Origin of the sequence: Paenibacillus sp. WLX2291, assembly GCF_046603665.1 — a bacterium.
Taxonomy (GTDB): domain Bacteria; phylum Bacillota; class Bacilli; order Paenibacillales; family Paenibacillaceae; genus Saccharibacillus.
The window spans coordinates 799798-818852 of sequence record NZ_CP176755.1; the positions used below are offsets into that span (position 1 = coordinate 799798).

The 19055-nt window shown below is 47.2% G+C and carries 16 protein-coding genes; 11 read left to right on the plus strand and 5 right to left on the minus strand.

Going from position 1 to position 19055, the window contains the following annotated elements:
- Positions 1-2: 2 nt before the first annotated feature.
- The 3 genes from ACDE64_RS03465 to ACDE64_RS03475 form a co-directional block, all read right to left on the minus strand.
- Positions 3-1361: an efflux RND transporter periplasmic adaptor subunit gene (locus ACDE64_RS03465; RefSeq protein WP_411349007.1), complete on the minus strand. Its 1359-nt coding sequence runs from the start codon at positions 1359-1361 to the stop codon at positions 3-5.
- Positions 1351-4161: a hypothetical protein gene (locus ACDE64_RS03470; RefSeq protein WP_411349008.1), complete on the minus strand. Its 2811-nt coding sequence runs from the start codon at positions 4159-4161 to the stop codon at positions 1351-1353. Before ACDE64_RS03470 ends, ACDE64_RS03465 begins: the two co-directional genes overlap by 11 nt.
- A 256-nt stretch (positions 4162-4417) precedes the next feature.
- On the minus strand, positions 4418-4912 hold the full coding sequence (locus ACDE64_RS03475; RefSeq protein ID WP_411349009.1) for a DUF4334 domain-containing protein: 495 nt from the start codon (positions 4910-4912) through the stop codon (positions 4418-4420).
- A gap of 475 nt (positions 4913-5387) precedes the next feature.
- On the opposite strand from ACDE64_RS03475, the gene ACDE64_RS03480 reads away from it, so the two are divergent.
- Entirely contained in the window at positions 5388-6767 is a 1380-nt protein-coding gene (locus ACDE64_RS03480) for an MFS transporter (RefSeq protein WP_411349010.1), read from the plus strand.
- A gap of 276 nt (positions 6768-7043) precedes the next feature.
- Here ACDE64_RS03480 and ACDE64_RS03485 read toward each other — a convergent pair whose 3' ends face one another.
- Entirely contained in the window at positions 7044-7514 is a 471-nt protein-coding gene (locus ACDE64_RS03485; protein ID WP_411349011.1) for a rhodanese-like domain-containing protein, read from the minus strand.
- A gap of 312 nt (positions 7515-7826) precedes the next feature.
- On the opposite strand from ACDE64_RS03485, the gene ACDE64_RS03490 reads away from it, so the two are divergent.
- The 5 genes from ACDE64_RS03490 (at position 7827) to ACDE64_RS03510 (ending at position 12099) form a co-directional block, all read left to right on the plus strand.
- Positions 7827-8720, plus strand: coding sequence for a LysR family transcriptional regulator (locus ACDE64_RS03490; protein ID WP_411349012.1), 894 nt, complete (start codon positions 7827-7829; stop codon positions 8718-8720).
- A gap of 58 nt (positions 8721-8778) precedes the next feature.
- Positions 8779-9351, plus strand: a complete 573-nt coding sequence (locus tag ACDE64_RS03495; RefSeq protein WP_411349013.1) for a hypothetical protein — start codon at positions 8779-8781, stop codon at positions 9349-9351.
- 142 nt (positions 9352-9493) lie between these two features.
- On the plus strand, positions 9494-10420 hold the full coding sequence (locus ACDE64_RS03500; protein WP_411345135.1) for a manganese-dependent inorganic pyrophosphatase: 927 nt from the start codon (positions 9494-9496) through the stop codon (positions 10418-10420).
- 239 nt (positions 10421-10659) lie between these two features.
- The gene (locus tag ACDE64_RS03505) at positions 10660-11343 is read left to right on the plus strand and encodes a hypothetical protein (RefSeq protein WP_411349014.1); all 684 of its coding nucleotides are present in this window, start codon (positions 10660-10662) and stop codon (positions 11341-11343) included.
- A 297-nt stretch (positions 11344-11640) separates the two neighbouring features.
- A complete protein-coding gene (locus tag ACDE64_RS03510; RefSeq protein WP_411345137.1) occupies positions 11641-12099 on the plus strand; it encodes an RrF2 family transcriptional regulator in 459 nt (152 codons plus the stop codon).
- Positions 12100-12251: 152 nt separating this feature from the next.
- On the opposite strand, the gene ACDE64_RS03515 is transcribed toward ACDE64_RS03510, so the two are convergent.
- Positions 12252-13208 carry a bile acid:sodium symporter family protein gene (locus tag ACDE64_RS03515; RefSeq protein WP_411349015.1) on the minus strand — a complete coding sequence of 319 codons (957 nt, stop codon included), beginning with the start codon at positions 13206-13208 and terminating at the stop codon, positions 12252-12254.
- Positions 13209-13758: 550 nt separating this feature from the next.
- On the opposite strand from ACDE64_RS03515, the gene ACDE64_RS03520 reads away from it, so the two are divergent.
- The 5 genes from ACDE64_RS03520 to ACDE64_RS03540 all read left to right on the plus strand — a co-directional run bounded on the left by ACDE64_RS03520 (position 13759) and on the right by ACDE64_RS03540 (position 19031).
- Positions 13759-14370, plus strand: coding sequence for a DJ-1/PfpI family protein (locus ACDE64_RS03520; protein WP_411345139.1), 612 nt, complete (start codon positions 13759-13761; stop codon positions 14368-14370).
- A 43-nt stretch (positions 14371-14413) separates the two neighbouring features.
- Positions 14414-14968, plus strand: a complete 555-nt coding sequence (locus ACDE64_RS03525; RefSeq protein WP_411345140.1) for a glycerol-3-phosphate responsive antiterminator — start codon at positions 14414-14416, stop codon at positions 14966-14968.
- Positions 14969-15297: 329 nt separating this feature from the next.
- Positions 15298-16119 carry an MIP/aquaporin family protein gene (locus ACDE64_RS03530; RefSeq protein ID WP_411345141.1) on the plus strand — a complete coding sequence of 274 codons (822 nt, stop codon included), beginning with the start codon at positions 15298-15300 and terminating at the stop codon, positions 16117-16119.
- A 68-nt stretch (positions 16120-16187) separates the two neighbouring features.
- Positions 16188-17681, plus strand: coding sequence for a glycerol kinase GlpK (gene glpK, locus ACDE64_RS03535; protein ID WP_411345142.1), 1494 nt, complete (start codon positions 16188-16190; stop codon positions 17679-17681).
- Between the two features lie 357 nt (positions 17682-18038).
- Positions 18039-19031 carry an ABC transporter substrate-binding protein gene (locus ACDE64_RS03540; protein WP_411349016.1) on the plus strand — a complete coding sequence of 331 codons (993 nt, stop codon included), beginning with the start codon at positions 18039-18041 and terminating at the stop codon, positions 19029-19031.
- Positions 19032-19055 lie beyond the last annotated feature (24 nt).

Sequence of the window (19055 nt, forward strand, 5' to 3'; positions counted from 1 at the left end):
ACTCACGCACCTCCAGTGGATGCACTGCTATCGCTATTGGAAGTGCTGTTGTCTGTAGACGAAGTAGCATCATCAGCACCACTTGCACCGGAGCTGTTGTTGGAAGATCCGTCAGAGGAACTTCCAGCGTCAGATGAACCGGAACTGTCGGTAGAACCGCTATCACCAGATGAATCGGAGCTAGTGGAACTGCCATCACTGGAAGTGCTATCGGATGAACTGCTATCGCTGCCAGTGGAACCACTCATATCAAAGCTACTAGTACCACTAGTAGGCGTACTGATTCCACTCATATCGGAAGACGGGACGCTTACCAGATCGCCAACTTTCAATCCACCAGCGATTTCAACATGACTTTCATCATGAATGCCGACACGGATTGGTTGATCTTCGGTAATTGGTGAGGTGAGATTTTGCTGATCGGCGGATACGTTTAACTTTTGTACAATATAGGCGTCGCCCTGCTGAATGATAGATTCGATGGGCAAGATTAGAATGTTCTTTTTGTGCTGCACAAGAATACTTGCTTGGGCAGACATGCCTGCTTTGATCTGACCGGGACGATCCAGATGAATCGTAACGCCAAAGGTAGAGACGCCATTTTTTACAGAGCCTTCATTCGCGATGGACGATACGTGACCAGTGTATGTCTGATTCGGTAGGGCATCTAGCTGCATGGTTGCTTTCATGCCTTGGCGCACTTTTAGAATGTCCATTTCGTCCACCTGAATCGTTGCGCTGAGATCCTGATAATTGATAATGGTAAATGCTTCGGAACCCGCGCTGGAAGAACCGCCCGCGAATACGCTCACTTTGGTGATTGTACCGTCGGTTGGAGATACTAGCGGCGCTGGTGCCGCCTGATCTTTTTGCAGACGGGTAATCTCGGTCTGCGTGGTAGCGATGTCGTCCTTGGCTTTTTCAATTGCCAGACGAGTGCTGTCCAGTTCGGTCTGGGCAGCGTTATCCATCATTTGCTGTTTGTATTGCTCTTGTTTGTCATGAAGATCATTCTGTTGTTGACGCAGTGTGCTTTGCTGTTGTGTCAGGTCTTTGGAGTTGTCCTTAGGCTTATAGGTGAGCAAGACTTGTCCTTTGGTGACGGTATTGTTCAGCTTGCCAAGTACCTGATTGATATTGCCTTCCTTGTCAGTGTAGACCATTGTCTGACTGGTTGCTTTGACAGCACCGGAGCCTTTGATACGGACCGTAATATCGCCTTTTTGTACGGATACGGACGGTGTTGTCTCGATGATCGGTTCCGTAGATGAACGCGGCCAGAGCAGGTACACGACAATACCAGCAATGGCGATTGCGACGAAGACGGATGCAGATATCCAAATTTTCTTTTTATTGGTCATGAGGTTCCTCCGTTTTACCGCTATTTCCTGTACTAGTATTTCCTGTGCCCGTATTACCTTTGGATGTGCCAGTTCCAGTGTCTGGGTTCGTTGTCGGTTGATCGGACGGTATTGTTGTCGTTGGCGATGTCGTCGGTGTATTGACGATATTCGGTGTAAAATCGACCCGGTAACTTTGCATGCCGAGCAGGATACGTTCGCCTTCAAACTCATCGTATACGTTGATCGTAAAATGACCGCCCTTGACGTTTTTGTAGGCGCTGCTGGATAGGGTGGTGGCGTATGGTACTGATTTGCCCGGTGTCAGGTCGGTGCCCGGCACCATCGTTTTCTCTTGCATCTGACCGGATGGATCGACCCATTGAATGATCAGATTGTGACCGAATGTGCCCATCGTATACGTATTGTCTTTGCTCAAGTTGTAGGTCATGTTGATAGCGATACTTTCTTGACCTTCGGTCAGCGAGCCAGTTGCGCCAGTAATAGCAAATCGGTACGGGAATAGCTCCATTTCGCTGCTGACACTGGTCGTTACTGGTGTTGTCTGTGTATTCAGCGCCAGTTCGACGGCATTGATATAGCCAGTTGGTGTAGCGGTTGCGGTGGACACTTTGCCGTCATTGATTGCTTCGCCGATGTATAGGGTCAGCTGTGAAGTATTGACCGAGGACGGCAACTTGCTCCAGACAGTGATCAGACTTTTACCATCTGGACCGACGGTTTTATCGGACTGATTAACAGTTGCTTCGTAATATTCATTATCTGGCGTTTTGTAGTAGGCGACTAGACGAGATGGCAGAGAAGTACGTTTCTCCTCACTCTTCATATCCAGTTCGGTATAAGCGATCTTCTGGCTTGCACCTTCGTATGTGATCGTGCGACGTTCCTTGATCTCTGCCTTTTTGCCCATAGTCTGGATATGGAAAGAGGAGCCGCGAGCGATTTTGGCAACCGCAGAGCTAGTTTGTCCCACATGAAGCGACAGGAATGGATTGTCGCTGTCTAGCGTATTGCCGCTGGTCGTACTGGATTTGCTCGTATCGCTACTTGTGGCTGAAGCAGTGCTAGCCGTATCGGTAGTCGGATACAGCTCGATTTTGAGTTGAGCTAGATCGACATCGGAGTTGAAGCGTCCGACAATGTAATATACACGGCTTGCTCCAGCATCCAGCGAATTGTCAGTTTGCTCGGCGACAATCTGTACAGGACTGCTGATTCGGTTGTTCTGAGCTTTCATCCAGCCGCCCAGTTCTGGCAGCGTCACAGAGGATGAACCTGCATTACGCAGACGGATTTTGGCAGCGACGATATCGTCGGTAGTCCACGGCATCCGCTGTAAAGATTCTAACGTTACGCCAAAGCTACCGTAGTTATTATCAAAGGTATATTCGGTCTGAGCAGATTGGCTCTGCTCCTGACTGTATGGAATCATGTAAAAGGCAGTCGGCAAAATTACATTGCTTTGAGAAGCAGTCGCTGCCACCGTTTCTGTATTACTGATTGTACCGGTCTGCGCTGTTGTCGTAGCAGGTTCCAGCAATTGCAGCTTGAGCTGTTGTTGCTTTAATTGCAGCGGTACTTCAGCAGACAGCTGGATTAACTTTTCTTCCAGCGGTTTGAGTGTCAAACTGGAAAAGGCTTTGGTCTGAATAGGAAAGGTGTAGCCTTCCGCCGATGCGATAGAAGCTTCATAGGCAGGGATGATGACTGCCTTGTTGCCGGTATTTTTGAGACTGAATTGCATCGTCCATACCGCTTTGTCACCGCTGGTGGATTGAGAAGCACTTTTCAGTGTAGAGGTGACTGCATTCCCGTCGATCCACAGCTTCCGTGATTTGGATACCGGTACAGTCAGACTAGATGAACTGACCGCAGGTAGTCGGAACGAAACAATCGGTAATTCCAGATTGGTCGATGACGTACTGGATGTAGCATCGCTGCTCGTGGAAGCTACGCCTGTCGTATGTGTAATTTGCAACGATAGATTGGGTGTTGGCAAATGTGCTGGAATAGCAGCGATATAGCTGATACGCGTTGTAGCGCCCGGTTGAATATCCAGTTCTTTGCTAGAACGATCGAGACCTAGTGCATAGCTGGAACCGCTAGATGATAGCAGATAGGCGTTATAGCCGGGAGATTCCAGCATTTCGGTGCCAAGATTGGTCATTTGCAGGGTAAGGCGTGCATAGTGCTTGCCATTGAAGTTGATGATTTGTAATTGCTCCGGTTTCAGCTTTAGCGGTGTATGCCCGATCATGATTTTGCGTGCCTGATTGGCAGCAACCGCTGGCGAATAGCTAGCGGGCAGGGTGAATGTGCCGAGTTTCTTTTCATAATTCGCACTGTCAAAATCCCATCCGTATACGCTGATCTTCGTACCATTCAGTCGGCTCTGATCCTGAGCGTTGACGTAGTAGGTGATAGATTGACTGGTTTCCGGCGAAATGGTGATATGGTCTTTGTCTTCCGGCACTGGTACGCCTTTGAATGCGCCATTTTGTGGCGTTTGCACTCTGGAAAATGTATTGAGCAGCTTATAAGGGCTGGATGTGCGGTTAGTATAGGTGAGGGTGTACGTGAGAATGCTGCCGGAATTGCGGGCAGACAGTTGCATATCGCTCAATCGGACACTGACCCCCGATTGAAGCCCAATAGCCGGCAGGCTCGTTAATGAGCTGCCGGTTGAGCTGGAGGCGGCTTGCGCTGCACTGGCTGGAGCAGCCAGTACGGCAAGACCGGATGTGCTGCTGACCGCCATGATTCCGGCAAGCAGTACGAGGTACGCATGATGTTTCTTCATTGGTTTTCCTCCCAGATCGTTCTATCTCTTTATCTATATCCATGTAAGTTGAAGTCATGATTTAGCATAGAGGGAGGAAATAAAGTGAAGATAAATAAATGGCTAACAATTCTATGTAGAAGTTAAATAAAATATAAACTTTTTATAAACTGCTAGGTGAGGGAACCCAGCTACTGCATACAATCTATCCATTCCCAGCATACACAATAAAAAACCGGCATCGTCGTATAGACAATGCCGGGCTGTATGGATGTATTTATAAGGAACTGATCTTCTTCAAATAGAAGAAGTATGGATCGCGGCTACCTTTCATATCCATAATACCCATCAGTACATCGGAACTGACTTTGCGGAAATGATCCATGATGGGTAGACGATCATACACAAGTGTGCCGGTAATACGACCGCGATGTTCGACCATGCGAATACTACCTTCGCCGCCGTCGCTCGGTACAATTTTCATTTTATCAAAAATACGTCCCGGATCAGCAGCGAACGTCTGTCCATTGCGTTTGTAAAATAGCAGCGGATCTACCTTGTCAGCAGAATGGAATGCTTTGCCGTACCAATGTAGCTTCTCCAATGCGCCCTCCATCGGGTGTCCGGTATGCAGCTCAAAGCCGCGCCATACGCCAATCATATCTTCAAGTTCGACAGCATCCAGCTCGTCGTACAGATCAAAGGCTTCCTGCGGTGTAATACGATCCTGATACGTCATGCTCCAAAATTGCGGTTCTAGTGTCTCAAGCATAGAAGCTCCTCCTTATGAGTTCAACCTATTGATTCAGGGCATACCCAATCGTTAGTACCCTGCACGATAATGTAATTACTTACAGGAAAAATGTTCCTGTACTTATTTATAAGACGGATAGCAAGAGATGAAACGTTAGCTTTTGGGAAAATGAAGGAGAAGCGTCTAAACAAGGCAGTGTGTATGGCTGTCTGGGACTGTTATAATAAAATATGCCCCTCTGCAAACCTCGTCTATCATGAAGTCTATGTAGTCTGACAATCAAACCAATGAGCTTTAAACCAATTCGGGTCGACCAAAGAACTTAGAAGTATATGCTTGATAAGTAAAATGATGAATTAGGAGGTAGCATGAAAATGAGTATACATAGGAAGCAAGGAAAAAGGTTCGTATCTTTGGGTGTAACATATTCATACCATCGCTATTGGCGTTACCGTAATGTAGCGCGATTGCATGATTGCAGAGGAAATAGCGTATGAGTCCATCCCGATCATCCTCAGCTACATCCGTCGACGATTCTCACAATAGACCCTATAGCTGGAAGTTTCCAACGATTCTATTGATCGCCTCCGGCATTGCCTACACTGGAGATTGGGTGTTTCTGATTGCACTCAATCTGACCATGTTGCATCTGTCAGGTGCAGCACTGGCGATTGCTGGATTGTATATGCTCAAGCCGTTTGCAGCATTGTGTACGAACGGCTGGTCAGGCAGTATGATCGACCGTACCAATAAGAGACGATTGATGTTCTCCCTTGATCTGGTACGGGCGATTCTCATTGGCATCTTGCCGATGCTCCATAACGTCTGGGTGATCTATGCCGTTGTGCTGGTTGTGTACATGAGTAGCTCTATTTTTCGTCCAGTGGCGATGGCGTATATTGTCCGTCTGGTGCCAGAAGTGAGACTCAAGCGCTTCAATGCAGTTCAAAGTCTGATCCATTCCGGCGCGTTTCTGATTGGTCCGGCAATTGCGGGGCTATTGTTTCTGGTGATCAGCCCGCAAGCGACGATTATCGTAACGGCAATTAGCTTCTTAATCTCGGCATTGTTAACGTTACTATTGCCCGATCTGGAGCCAGAACTAAGTAAGTCTGTCCATCCTTCAACTCTGGAACAGAAACGACAAACAATGATGGATGTAGACCAAGCAACGACAAATGTGGATGAAGCAGCTACCCCTATCGTTCCAGCAACTACAATTAACAATCCAGCTACAATCCGGCGTGCACGTTCACCATGGACGATTTTGCGTGAAGATTGGGGGCAGGTGTATCAGTTTAGCCGTCATGTACCGATGGTGATGATCATTTATTTGCTCTTTTATTTCATAATGTTGTTAACTGCTGCGTTGGATGCACAAGAGGTGGCGCTGACCAAGCAGGTGTTGCAGGTTACGGACAGTCAGTACAGTTATCTGGTCAGCATTGCTGGAGCAGGTCTGGGTGCGGGCGCGTTGGTAAATCTATTGATAGTCAAGCGACTGCGTGTCGCTACGCTGATGGGGGCTGGCTCCATTGGTGTCGGCATCGGTTATATCATGTATGCGTTCGGGGGATCGTTTGACATGGTCGCGGTAGGATTTTTTGTTCTTGCGTTTTTCCTTGCTTTTGCCAATACGGGGTTTACAACCTTTTACCAGCAGCATGTGCCAGTGGAGATGATGGGGCGGATTAGCGGTGTATATGGTCTGATTCTTGCGATTGTACAAATGCTATGTGTATTCGTCATTGGCGCGTTGGCACAGATATGGGATATTGCTGGTGCGGTGCGTCTTGGTGCCATATGTATGTTGGTGGTGGCGATTGTGCTGGCGATGTACTCTGGGCGTTTGTTAAAGAAATCGCCAATCTAACTGTCGGCTTCGCAGTAAAGGGGCATGTGTACAGATTACGTTTCAACAGGATGAATAGCCATAATTTCAAAAAAGTTATCCACTGTGGATAAATAAACAGCCGCCATGCACATACGATGCACGGCGGCTGTTTTGACGAAATATCCCCTGTTTATATCCAATATGAAGTACAAAAAAGTGAACATGCCTACATTTCAAAACAATTACCGCATATTTATGCACAACGCTGGTGAATGAAAATCGGTAAACCCAGCATTTACGCACATGTTATGCACATTATCCACCGCTCGCAATACTGCAATGCTGCATCTGCCAGTATGTCGGTGCATCGTTGCCAAGTGATCCTTCGAGTGTACCACCTTCCAAACGCCAGTATTCGATCCCGCCCAGCATTTCTTTTACCTGAAAACCAAGTTGCGCCAATTTGGCGGCTGCTTTGGTAGCTCCGTTGCAGGCAGGACCCCAGCAATATACAATGACCACTTGCTCTCTATCCCAATCGGCAGTCGTCTGCTCGTTAATCTGACGACCCGGCAGACTGATTGCACCAGCAACATGAGCTTTCTCGTAATCGGCTTCACTACGCACATCCAGCAGTTTGAACGGGGCATTGCCTTTTTCCAAATCAGCGGCAACATCGGATACATCGGTTTCACAGGACAATCGCATATTCCAATAATGATAAGCTTGCTCTGGTAATAAGGCAGGTACTTCCAATACAGCAGAAAAGCGTGGACGGTGACTCATAAGACCCAACTCCTTCAATATAATGGATAGATTACAGCGCTGTATGAGCAGCTGCAAGGTTATATTGTCATTGTAGTACAATGAACAAAGTGCAGTGATGTGATCCTATCTATAGCTACTATCGATCTGATCGATACCAGTAAGAATACTAGTAAAAAGTCGTCCAAAACGCCTAAAATCATCGTTATTTGCCGAAAAACAGTTATAGCCGCTGTTCTGCATATGGATTAACATTCGGCGGTATGGTAACGTACATATCAACCTGCGGGTTTGCCCGGATCAAGCGGCAACCGCAATGAAAGGAGCCTGCCGATGGAGCTGCTATATTTGCGAACATTTTGCGCACTGGTGCAGTGGGGCAATTACACGCGTACTGCGTTAGAGCTGGATTATGCTCAATCCAGCATCACCAATCATATTCAGCGGCTAGAGCAATTGTACGGTGGGCAAAAATTACTCCAGCGCAGCGGCAATCAGGTGGTGCCGACATCAGCAGGTGAGCGTTTGCTGCCGTATGCGCGTCAAATGCTGGAATTGCAGCAAGCTGCTCATTTGGTAGTACAACCGTCATCTGATCCAGCGCCAGTACTGAATATTGGTACGATTGAATCGCTATCGCTGTACCATTTGCCGGACATGCTGGATCTTTTTCGCCAGCAATATCCGCAATACAAAGTCAAAGTAGTCATTGGCTCGGAGCCGGAACTGGTCGCCCAGCTCAAGCAGGGGCAGATCGATGTAGCTCTGGTGCTGGATGAGCCAGTCCAGCAGCATGGACTGCGTAGCTCAGTACTGCTACGTACAGAGATGGCAGTGCTGGTGCACAATGAGCATCCACTTGCATCCAGAGACGGCGTAACAGCAAACGATCTGGCACCGTATCCGCTGATTTTGACAGAAGAAGGTTGTACGTATCGTGCGTATTTGTTACGTACATTACGTTATGTGCAGAGTGAGATCGATATTCGCTGGGAGCTTGGCAGTATTGAGTCTATTCGACAGGCGGTGGATAAGCAGTGGGGAATTGGCTTTTTACCATCGTTTGTCGTAAAGGATTGGCTACCGCAATCCAATCTGCAAGCGATAGACTGGGTGCAGGACGATCTGAATCTGTATATTCAACTGTTATATCCACAGCAATGGTCACCAGCAGCCGAAGCCTTTGCAGGTAGTCAGCGCAATCGCGAGGTGCTGCGTTATACATGAAATGACCGCTTATTTATGTAGTCAAAGGAATGGGATGGATACGAAGGGAGCCTGTTGTATGGATATCCGCGAGAACAATCTGTTTATCAAAATGCACGATCATCAGCTCTGGTATTGGCGTATCCGGGTCAAACCGGGCAAAGTAGAGACGCTGTCTGCACCGGTTGGACAGCGCGGCGAATTTCAGGAGCACGAACTGAGCTTCTGGAAGCGATTGTTGTCACCCAATGCGGCGCTGACTATGGTACATCAACATCAGGAGCATGGATACGATCTATATGAGCCAGCAGAGCAAAATATCAATCTGCTTGTTCACAATACGAACCGAAGTATCGGACAGATGAATGAAGAACAGCAAAACCTGCTGGAAGATCAGATCGTACAGGCGCTAGAGCAAACAGGGAATGGATATGTGCTCTGCTGGCACGGTGTGGATGGATCGTTGTCTGCTTATTTGGGATGTGCAGTATTGGATGGGCAAGCTGCTGTTCGCTCCATTACAGAGAATTTGCAGTCCTATCCTGATCTGTATCAGGGACTGATCATTCAGAGTATAGAACAGACTGGCTGGCGGAGGAGTGCAGAAGAGGGCACCGTATTACAGGGGAAAATAGAAACATTGTATCCATAATCTAACCTTAAATTCGTTAATTCCTATAAAAATAGTAAGAATATACTTCATTTTAATTTGGAATCAAGGTATACTATTGAAGAAAACGGGGAAGGTACGATATACTGTTCCCGCAAACCTATCCAATTAAAGGAGTGTCATTATGCCACAGGTATTGATTTTTGGTCATAAAAATCCGGACACGGACACGATTACATCCGCTATCGCTTATGCGGAACTGAAAAAAAAGCTGGGTGTGGACGCGGAAGCCGTTCGCCTTGGTGAAGTAAATGGAGAAACGCAATACGCTCTCGACTACTTCAAAGTAGAAGCGCCACGTCTCGTGGACAAAGTGAGCGAAGTGAAGGAAGTTATTCTCGTTGATCACAATGAGCGCCAGCAAAGCGCTGACGATATCGATCAGGTAACCGTTACTGAAGTTATCGACCATCACCGGATCGCTAACTTTGAAACTAGCGCGCCGCTGTACTATCGTGCGGAGCCTGTAGGCTGCACTGCGACTATTCTGAACAAGCTGTACAAAGAAAATGGCGTAGCCATCTCCAAAGAAGTCGCTGGTCTGATGCTGTCTGCGATCATTTCCGATTCCCTGCTGTTCAAATCTCCAACGTGCACACCACAGGACGTTGCTGCGGCAACTGAACTGGCGCAAATCGCTGGCGTAGAAACAGCAAAATACGGTCTGGACATGCTGAAAGCTGGCGCTGATCTGAGCCAGAAAACAGTGGAACAACTGATCACACTGGACGCCAAAGAATTCCAAATGGGCGATGCCAAAGTCGAAATCGCTCAAGTGAATACGGTAGACGTGAACGATGTACTGTCCCAACAATCCGAGCTGGAAGCGGCGATCAACAAAGTAATCGCTGACAAAGGTCTGGATCTGTTCCTGTTCGTCGTAACCGATATTCTGAACAATGACTCGGTTGGTCTGGCACTCGGTCAACGTCAGGACGTTGTTGAGAAAGCATACAGCGTATCCCTGAACAACAACACGGCCCTGCTAAAAGGCGTTGTATCCCGTAAATCCCAAGTTGTGCCGGTTCTGACGGATAACTTTACTGCATAATAATCAAAAGCAGGTATAGCAGGTATCATCAACATAGGTACGATCAACAGAAAGTCCGGAGTGAAGACTCCGGGCTATTTTGTTGGATATAAATAGACATCATAAGTAATAGTGACAAATATAACGAGAAGGGATCAATACAGGTGGATGCAACTTCAATCGTTTCTTTTATAAAAGAAAACGTGTATATCTCTTTGTTGCTGCCGTTATTCATATGGCTGTACAAAGAATGTAAAGTGATGGTCACAAGTGAGGAACAGGGCAAGATTACTTCTGTAGAAAATAAGCTGAAAATGTACGCCCGTCTGGAAGCGCAGATCGCTTATGTCGGACACTATCCAACACCGGATGCACAAAAGGAATTGTTTCATCAATTGGCAGAGATTCGTTTACATATGGGTGAGAGCGCGCAATTGATGATTCGCGAGTATTACCGAACAACAGATATTGATATGATCAAAATGCTCATTCCTCTCATTACGGTCGAGATGAACAAGCTGAATAAGAAAAAAGATAAATTGGTGCCAGAAGAGGCGTTTGGCGGTGTATTCCAACCTGTGATGAATCTGTTCAAGCCGTTTAAGCCGATCGTTATTTTGATGATATGGATTCTGTTGTCTGTAGTGATAAGTTTTGGAGTATGGCTCAATGCGAATTCGCCAATGAAATGGAATACTACTTTTTGTGCTGTGTCTATTTTGTTTAGCATAGTGATAGTAGTAGCTGTTATCTTAGAGTATCGGGAACAGAAAATAGGGATGCTTAAAGCAGGCAATTGCATTGTAATCTCATTGTTAATATTTGCCCCTTTACTAGCAATTGTGCTCTTTCAATATTCATATGCAATTCTGCCTATTCAGATCATTGCTCTCATCGTCTATGCCAAAATGAACAAGCCAACCAACATCATCACGTTCAAGTAAAAGTAATCACGTTCAAGTCAACACAAACTGCAACATAATCCACGAAACGATTCATTGACGAATTGAGCAAAAATGAAATCGATCCATGAACCCAGTCGCCATGCGCCAAAAACCAAAGGCGGTTTTTATGTTCGTTTATAAAAGCCAGTCAGTGGGTAAAGGGATACATCAAGCGGTTTCCCTAATCATAGTCGCGCGAACCTACTCTTTGCCGAACTATAGGTTGAATAAATTGATGTTGCCTTAACTTAATAGCTGAGCTAAAATCTGAGATGAAGAACTAGAAGGGGGAACGCTATGACTGTATCCAGAACCAGATCGATTGGTCCTGCACGATTCAACACCGCAGTACACGCTTTAGCCGGATTAGCACACAATGGGGGAACCGTATCCAGCTCGGTGATTGCCACGCAAGTTCAATCGCATGCCACCTTTTTGCGAAGAATTCTGGCAACACTGGCTAACCACGGGATTGTGGATACGCGCGAAGGTAGAGATGGGGGGTATTCATTACGTATTCCTGCTGATTCGCTGACTTTGGCGGATATTTATCAGGCGATTCGTACTGAGGATCAAGCCAACCGTGAAGAGGTCAAATCCGGTTGCGCACCGCTTAGCGATGCGCTGGGCAGTATTATGCTGGATGCTGAACTTCAGGCTATCGAATATTTACGCAACTATACGTTATCTGATCTGCTGCACGATGCCAACGATAGAAAGAAAATGGAGGCAGGTCAACTGGAACTTCAGGACTGACGATCTGAACGTCCGGGAACATGCAAAAACCCTGCTGAAGCGAAAAGCAATCGCAACAACAGGGTTTTTGCATGTCTAACGTTAGTTATATAGAATGGCGATTCCTACTATGGATATCGTATATAACGTATCCTATCGCCATCATTTGCGCTTTATTGTAGGGGTAGAGATTCTTTTTCCCGTCGAGCGGCGCGGCGAGCAAACCACGTTGCGAGTAGCGAACCGGAGATATTATGCCACACGCTGAAGATTGCACTTGGTACTGCTGCCAGTGGATTGAAATGTGCTGCTGCCAGGCTAGCACCAAGACCAGAGTTTTGCATTCCGGTTTCAAATACAATTGCTTTGCGTTTAGCTGGGTCCATGCCGACGAGACGGGCGAACAGATAACCAAGCAGATAACCTAAGCCATTGTGCAAAATAACGACTGCGAAGATCAGCAGACCGGATTCGACGATATGACTTTTGTTCAGACCGACGACAATCGCCACGATCAGCACGATTGCCAGCGTCGATACGAATGGCAAGGCAACTGTCGCCGCTTCGGCTTGCTTACGGAACAGCGCTTTGACAATAACACCGAGGATGATCGGTACAATTACGACTTTTAGAATATCCAGAATCAGACTGCCTGCACTTACATGCATCCATTGACCAGCAAGGAGCGAGATCATCGCCGGTGTTGCCAGCGGTGCGATTAACGTGGATACAGAGGCAATGGAGACGCCGAGTGCTACATCACCTTTGGCAAGATACGTCATGACATTGGATGCAGTACCGCTTGGGCAGCAGCCGACGAGGATGACACCGACCGCAATATCCGGCGGCAGATTGAGCGTCACCGCTAGACCGAATGCCAGTAGCGGCATAATGATATAGTGACCGATGACACCGAGCGCCACATCCAGCGGACGGCGGAATACTTCACGGAAATCAGCAGAAGATAATGTCAGCCCCATGCCGAACATAATAATACCGAGCAGCAATGAAATCTGCCCTTTTAACCCGATAAACCACGATGGCAGGAAGAATCCCAACAACGCGAATAAGATGACCCAGACGGAAAACGTATCTCCGACAAACTTACTGACTCTAGCAATTGCATTCATATGTAACTCTCCTTCATTTCCATTTCCCTGTCTGTTGCAGATCTGTTATCCTACAGATCAGCGCGTCACCGCACAAAACAGCAGTAACCAGAATTTTACTATATAATATCTGACATCACCATTGTTCACATGTCAAAAAATACAGAGATTAACCCCTCATTCTTTGTCTGTTGTGCACAAAATCCTACCTTTTATACCCTCAGTAACTGGAAAATCTATATTCATGCTGCAACAAGCTTTGTCATTGCTACAACGCCAAAGCCTCTTTTTTGTATAGAACAGAGCAATTTGGCAAAAAAGGCGATATAGTTAAAATAGCTACTGTAGCTTTACAAATCGCCATGCTTTCATATCGCTAAGTGCCTATAATCAACTACTATATGCAGCCATACCAAACCTTCTTAGATCACGATGACAACGATGAATTCACATATATCGCCGGTACATGATATATACATCCAGAGTCCACCATATAGTATTGTGCATACGATACAAGCCGGTTGAGAAGCAAAGAGCCATGCGCATGCTAGAGAGGAAAGGGGTAGTAAAGATGCAAGAAGAAGTATATAAACCGCATCAGGTCGGATTGTTTTTGTTTCATGAAGTGGAGGTGCTGGATTTTGCAGGTCCGTTTGAAGTGTTCTCTATCGCGGAAACCGAACCGGGCGTGAAAGGGTTCAAAGTGAATACCGTGTCCGCAGATGGGCAGATGATCACGGCGCGCAATGGCTTGCAGGTGCAGCCGGAGCATAGTTTTGACAGTCTGCCGGCGATTGATCTGCTCATTATTCCCGGTGGATATGGTGCGGAAGAACTTGAGATTCGCAAGCCTGACGTACTGCAATGGATCAAAACGTATGCATCTGCTGGCGTACAGATTGCCTCAGTCTGTACCGGCGCATTGCTGCTGGCAGAAGCAGGATTGCTTGACGGTCTCAAGGCAACAACCCACTGGATGGATCTGAAACGATTGGAGCAGGATTATCCGGCGGTCGACGTACAATCTGACGTAAAGTTTGTCGATCAGGGGTGGATCATTACATCTGGCGGCATCTCGGCAGGCATTCATATGTCGCTGCATCTAGTCGGCAGATACCTCGGCACCGACGCCGCGAATACAACCGCCAAACGGATGGAATACGACTGGCAAGCCAGCGAGTAATAGATCCATACAGCGTTTGAATATAACGAAATGAGTGATTACGATGTTTCAGGGACAGTCTATTTTACCAGCCGCCAAAACGATGAAGCAATTTGATCAATTGCTGGATAGCCCTTATCAATATGGGGTATTTCTCGATACCCATATCGCGCAGCTGAAAAGTATTTACCGAATGGCAAATGCCAACAACAAGCAGATGTTTCTGCATGCCGATCTGGTGCACGGACTTAAGAACGATGAGTATGCCGCCGAATACCTGTGTCAGGAGATCAAGCCATACGGCATCATCTCCACACGCGGTAATGTCATCATGAAGGCAAAACAAAAAGGCGTTATCGCTATCCAGCGTGTGTTTATGCTGGATACAATCGCCCTTGAGAAAAGTTATGCGTTACTCGAGAAGACACAGCCTGATTATATCGAAGTACTCCCCGGCGTAGTGCCACATATGATCAAGGAAGTGGTCGCGCGCGCTGGTGTACCTGTATTTGCCGGTGGATTGATTCGAACGGTAGACGATGTGGAGCGTGCGCTGCAAGCAGGAGCGACAGCGGTCACTACATCGAATCAGGAATTGTTCAACCATTATCGCAAATGATGCCCCGAGTAGGGCATGTTGATTGCCCGTTTTAAAAATAGAAGCTTCATTATATCGCGTTTTTTGAAACTCTTCATGAACACCAAATGAAAAAAATCATATTGACACCGCTTACATGTTACGATATGATGAACACAAGTTAATACATGTGACGGAGAACAGGAGAGCCACGCAGAACCCCCTTTATGATCAAGGGGAGATTTGCGATGGCTCTTTTGTGTTCTTACAACCTGTATAACCATCAGCTGAGTTTTACATTATATGTGTCAAATTACTTAATGCAACAGGTGTAACAATCTGTTTCTCACAATCGAATGGAGGTTTTGTTCATGTCACCGTTTTTGGCTGAATTAGTAGGAACAATGATTTTGATTGCACTGGGTGGCGGTGTGTGTGCGGGCGTTTCACTGAACAAATCGTTTGCCCAAAATTCCGGCTGGATCGTAATCGGTGCTGGTTGGGGTCTTGCAGTAGCGATGGCGGTTTATGCAGTAGGTAGCGTCAGCGGCGCGCATTTGAACCCGGCAGTTACACTGGCGCTGGCGTTTAACGGCGACTTCCCGTGGAGTCAAGTGCCGAGCTACATCATTGCACAGATTATCGGTGCGATGGCTGGTGCGTTACTGGTATACTTCCAATACCTGCCTCACTGGGGTGCAACACCAGATCCGGCAACCAAGCTGAGCGTATTCTCTACTTCGCCAGCGATCAAACATCCAGTTGGCAACATGCTGAGTGAGATTATCGGTACATTCATCTTCGTTATGGTATTGTTGTCCATGGGTGCGAACGAATTTACACAAGGTCTTCACCCGTTGATCGTTGGTCTGCTTGTCGTTAGTATCGGTTTGTCGCTCGGTGGTACAACAGGTTATGCAATCAACCCTGCTCGTGACTTTGGTCCGCGTCTGATGCACTTCCTGTTGCCGATCGCTGGTAAAGGTCCATCCAACTGGAAATATGCTTGGGTTCCGGTTGTCGCTCCACTGCTGGGCGGTTCCCTGGGCGGGCTGTTCTACAAAAATGTATTCCTCGGTCAAAGTGCACCGATGCTGTGGGTTGTACTGGGTATTACACTCGTCTTCCTGCTGCTGGCGTACCTGAACGGACGCAAAATTGAACGCACGGAATCCAAACGGGCTGCTGCCTGATTGGACTGCCCGATAGTCCAAATTACGATATTGCAAATTGAACGAACATTTCGAGGAGGATATTTCAGATGGAACAATATATTATGGCACTTGATCAAGGTACAACCAGCTCCCGCGCAATCCTGTTTAACAAAAAAGGCGAGATTGCCTACATGGCACAGCGCGAGTTTCCGCAATACTTCCCGAAACCGGGTCATGTTGAACAAAATGCGGATGAAATCTGGAGTTCCATTCTGGCAGTTATCGCTTCCGTTCTGTCCGAATCTCATGTAAAACCTTCGCAAATCGCTGGTATCGGCATTACGAACCAACGCGAAACAACAGTCATCTGGGATCGTAAAACAGGCGATCCGGTATATAACGTACTCGTATGGCAATCTCGTCAAAGCGCGTACATCTGTGACGAACTGAAACAGCAAGGTCTGGAAGAAACATTCCGTAAAAAAACCGGTTTGCTGCTGGACCCTTACTTCTCCGGTACAAAAGTAAAATGGATTCTCGACAATGTGGACGGCGTGCGTGAGCGTGCGGAACGCGGTGAGCTGATGTTCGGTACAATCGACACTTGGCTGATCTGGAAACTGTCCGGCGGCAAAGCACACGTAACCGACTATTCCAACGCTTCCCGTACTCTGATGTACAACATCTTTGACCTGAAATGGGACGAAGAACTGCTCGACATCTTAGGCGTTCCAGCTTCCCTGCTGCCAGAAGTACGTCCTTCCTCCGAAGTGTACGCGCACACCGTGGACTACCACTTCTTTGGTCAAAATGTACCGATTGCCGGTGCAGCAGGTGACCAGCAGGCAGCTCTGTTCGGACAAGCATGTTACGAAAAAGGCTCGGTTAAAAATACGTATGGCACGGGTTGCTTCATGCTGATGAACACCGGCGAAGAGCCAATCCGTTCCGAGCACGGTCTGATCACGACCATCGCTTGTGGTGTTGGCGACAAAATCAGCTATGCGCTGGAAGGTAGTATTTTCGTAGCGGGTTCGGCAATCCAATGGCTTCGTGACGGTCTGCGTATGTTCCGCGATGCTTCCGAAAGCGAAAACTATGCGTCCCGCGTCGAATCGACAGATGGCGTGTATATCGTACCGGCATTCGTTGGTCTTGGTAGCCCGTACTGGGATAGCGATGTACGCGGTGCAGCGTTCGGTCTGACTCGCGGTACAAGCAAAGAGCACTTTATCCGTGCAACACTGGAATCCCTGGCGTATCAAACGAAAGACGTACTGACAGCGATGGAAAGCGATAGCGGTGTAACCGTAGATTCGCTCAAAGTCGATGGCGGTGCAGTGAAAAATGGCTTCCTGATGCAATTCCAAAGCGATATCCTTGGCGTACCAGTTGAGCGTCCGGCTGTTAACGAAACAACAGCACTCGGCGCAGCATACTTGGCAGGTCTGGCAGTCGGCTTCTGGGAAAGTCTGGACGAAATTGCGTCCACACACGAAGATCTCGTTGACCAATTTGATCCGAAAATGGAAGAAGCACGCCGCGAAGAACTGTATGCTGGCTGGCAAAAAGCAGTTCACGCAACGATGGCATTCAAATAAGTTGGATGATGCTGTATGCATATGCAGAATCACTTCATACTGTATGATATGAATGGTAGGAATATGCGCAATACAGTAGCAATATGCTGTACCTTTATTTAGAGAATGCAAAGAGCCTGTGATCCTTTCGTGGATGACAGGCTTTTTGTTATGTGTACGTGTTATATTCTGCCAAGCGTAACAGATATGCGACTATGCAAACGATGCACTATGCTCCTCTTCATCATTCTGCTGAATATTGCCATCATCTTCATCAATCATTCACAAAACAGATCGTGCAATCGCTAAAGTTGTGTGATACTATGACAAATGAAAATGATTATCTTTATCAATTACGACACAAAAGGCGGTTAAACTATGTACACATTTCGCAAATACAGTATGATTCTGATGACGATTCTGCTAGTAGGGGTATTGGCAGCATGTGGTCAGGCACAAACGCAGTCGCAGTCGAGCAGTGCCTTTACATCAACAACAGGAAGTAATGAAGCAGCATCTTCCACAGAAGCACAAAATACAACCATTGCTTATAAAGCAGCCAATGGGGAAGTAGAAGTACCTAGCCATCCGAAGCGTGTCATTGTGCTGGCGGACAGCTATTACGGCTTCTTCGTTGCTCTTGGTCTGCAACCGATCGCTACAGTCGATCATGTCTTTTCCAGTGAGATGCTGAAAAGCACGACAACCGGCATGACCAATCTGGGCGAAACGCCGAAAGTAGAAGAAGTAATGGCGCTCGATCCTGATCTGATCGTCGTCTGGGATGGCGATGCCAATCTGGCAAATTACGAAAAAATCGCACCGACAGTAGCGATCAAATACGGACAATACACGTACAAAGAACAGCTGCAAGAATTCGGCAAAATGACGGGCACCGAGGACAAAGCCAAAGAAGTTGCCGCTGCTTGGGAAAGCAAAATCGCCGAAGCAAAACCCAAAGTACAAGCAGCCGTTGGCGACAAAACCGTCTCTATCCTGCAACCGTATGCCAAAGGCGTGTACGTGAGGGGCGATAGCTACGGACGCGGCGGCGAGATTATTTATCAGGAGCTTGGTCTGAAAGGCACAGAAGCAACACAGAAGGAAGCGGTAGATAATGGACCGGGGTATGTAGATATCTCGCTGGAAAATGTACCTGACTTTGCGGGCGACTACATTTTCACCGCACCATGGGGTGGCGATGGCGAGACGACGGGTTCGACGCTGTATGATAGCAGTCTGTGGAAATCGCTACCTGCGGTCAAAGAAAAGCATGTATTCAAAATCGATCCGGTCGCTTACTATTTTAATGATCCGATCTCGATGGATGCACAGCTTGATTTCATCGTGAAAAGTCTGACTGGCGCGTAAAGCTTCCGATTGATTGGCAACCGA

What these genes read in the sequence shown, in the direction of transcription:
- ACDE64_RS03465 (WP_411349007.1), bottom strand. Translation starts at nt 1,361, where the DNA reads ATGACCAATAAAAAGAAAATTTGGATATCTGCATCCGTCTTCGTCGCA.
- ACDE64_RS03470 (WP_411349008.1), bottom strand. Translation starts at nt 4,161, where the DNA reads ATGAAGAAACATCATGCGTACCTCGTACTGCTTGCCGGAATCATGGCG.
- ACDE64_RS03475 (WP_411349009.1), bottom strand. Translation starts at nt 4,912, where the DNA reads ATGCTTGAGACACTAGAACCGCAATTTTGGAGCATGACGTATCAGGAT.
- ACDE64_RS03480 (WP_411349010.1), top strand. Translation starts at nt 5,388, where the DNA reads ATGAGTCCATCCCGATCATCCTCAGCTACATCCGTCGACGATTCTCAC.
- ACDE64_RS03485 (WP_411349011.1), bottom strand. Translation starts at nt 7,514, where the DNA reads ATGAGTCACCGTCCACGCTTTTCTGCTGTATTGGAAGTACCTGCCTTA.
- ACDE64_RS03490 (WP_411349012.1), top strand. Translation starts at nt 7,827, where the DNA reads ATGGAGCTGCTATATTTGCGAACATTTTGCGCACTGGTGCAGTGGGGC.
- ACDE64_RS03495 (WP_411349013.1), top strand. Translation starts at nt 8,779, where the DNA reads ATGGATATCCGCGAGAACAATCTGTTTATCAAAATGCACGATCATCAG.
- ACDE64_RS03500 (WP_411345135.1), top strand. Translation starts at nt 9,494, where the DNA reads ATGCCACAGGTATTGATTTTTGGTCATAAAAATCCGGACACGGACACG.
- ACDE64_RS03505 (WP_411349014.1), top strand. Translation starts at nt 10,660, where the DNA reads ATGGTCACAAGTGAGGAACAGGGCAAGATTACTTCTGTAGAAAATAAG.
- ACDE64_RS03510 (WP_411345137.1), top strand. Translation starts at nt 11,641, where the DNA reads ATGACTGTATCCAGAACCAGATCGATTGGTCCTGCACGATTCAACACC.
- ACDE64_RS03515 (WP_411349015.1), bottom strand. Translation starts at nt 13,208, where the DNA reads ATGAATGCAATTGCTAGAGTCAGTAAGTTTGTCGGAGATACGTTTTCC.
- ACDE64_RS03520 (WP_411345139.1), top strand. Translation starts at nt 13,759, where the DNA reads ATGCAAGAAGAAGTATATAAACCGCATCAGGTCGGATTGTTTTTGTTT.
- ACDE64_RS03525 (WP_411345140.1), top strand. Translation starts at nt 14,414, where the DNA reads ATGTTTCAGGGACAGTCTATTTTACCAGCCGCCAAAACGATGAAGCAA.
- ACDE64_RS03530 (WP_411345141.1), top strand. Translation starts at nt 15,298, where the DNA reads ATGTCACCGTTTTTGGCTGAATTAGTAGGAACAATGATTTTGATTGCA.
- glpK (WP_411345142.1), top strand. Translation starts at nt 16,188, where the DNA reads ATGGAACAATATATTATGGCACTTGATCAAGGTACAACCAGCTCCCGC.
- ACDE64_RS03540 (WP_411349016.1), top strand. Translation starts at nt 18,039, where the DNA reads ATGTACACATTTCGCAAATACAGTATGATTCTGATGACGATTCTGCTA.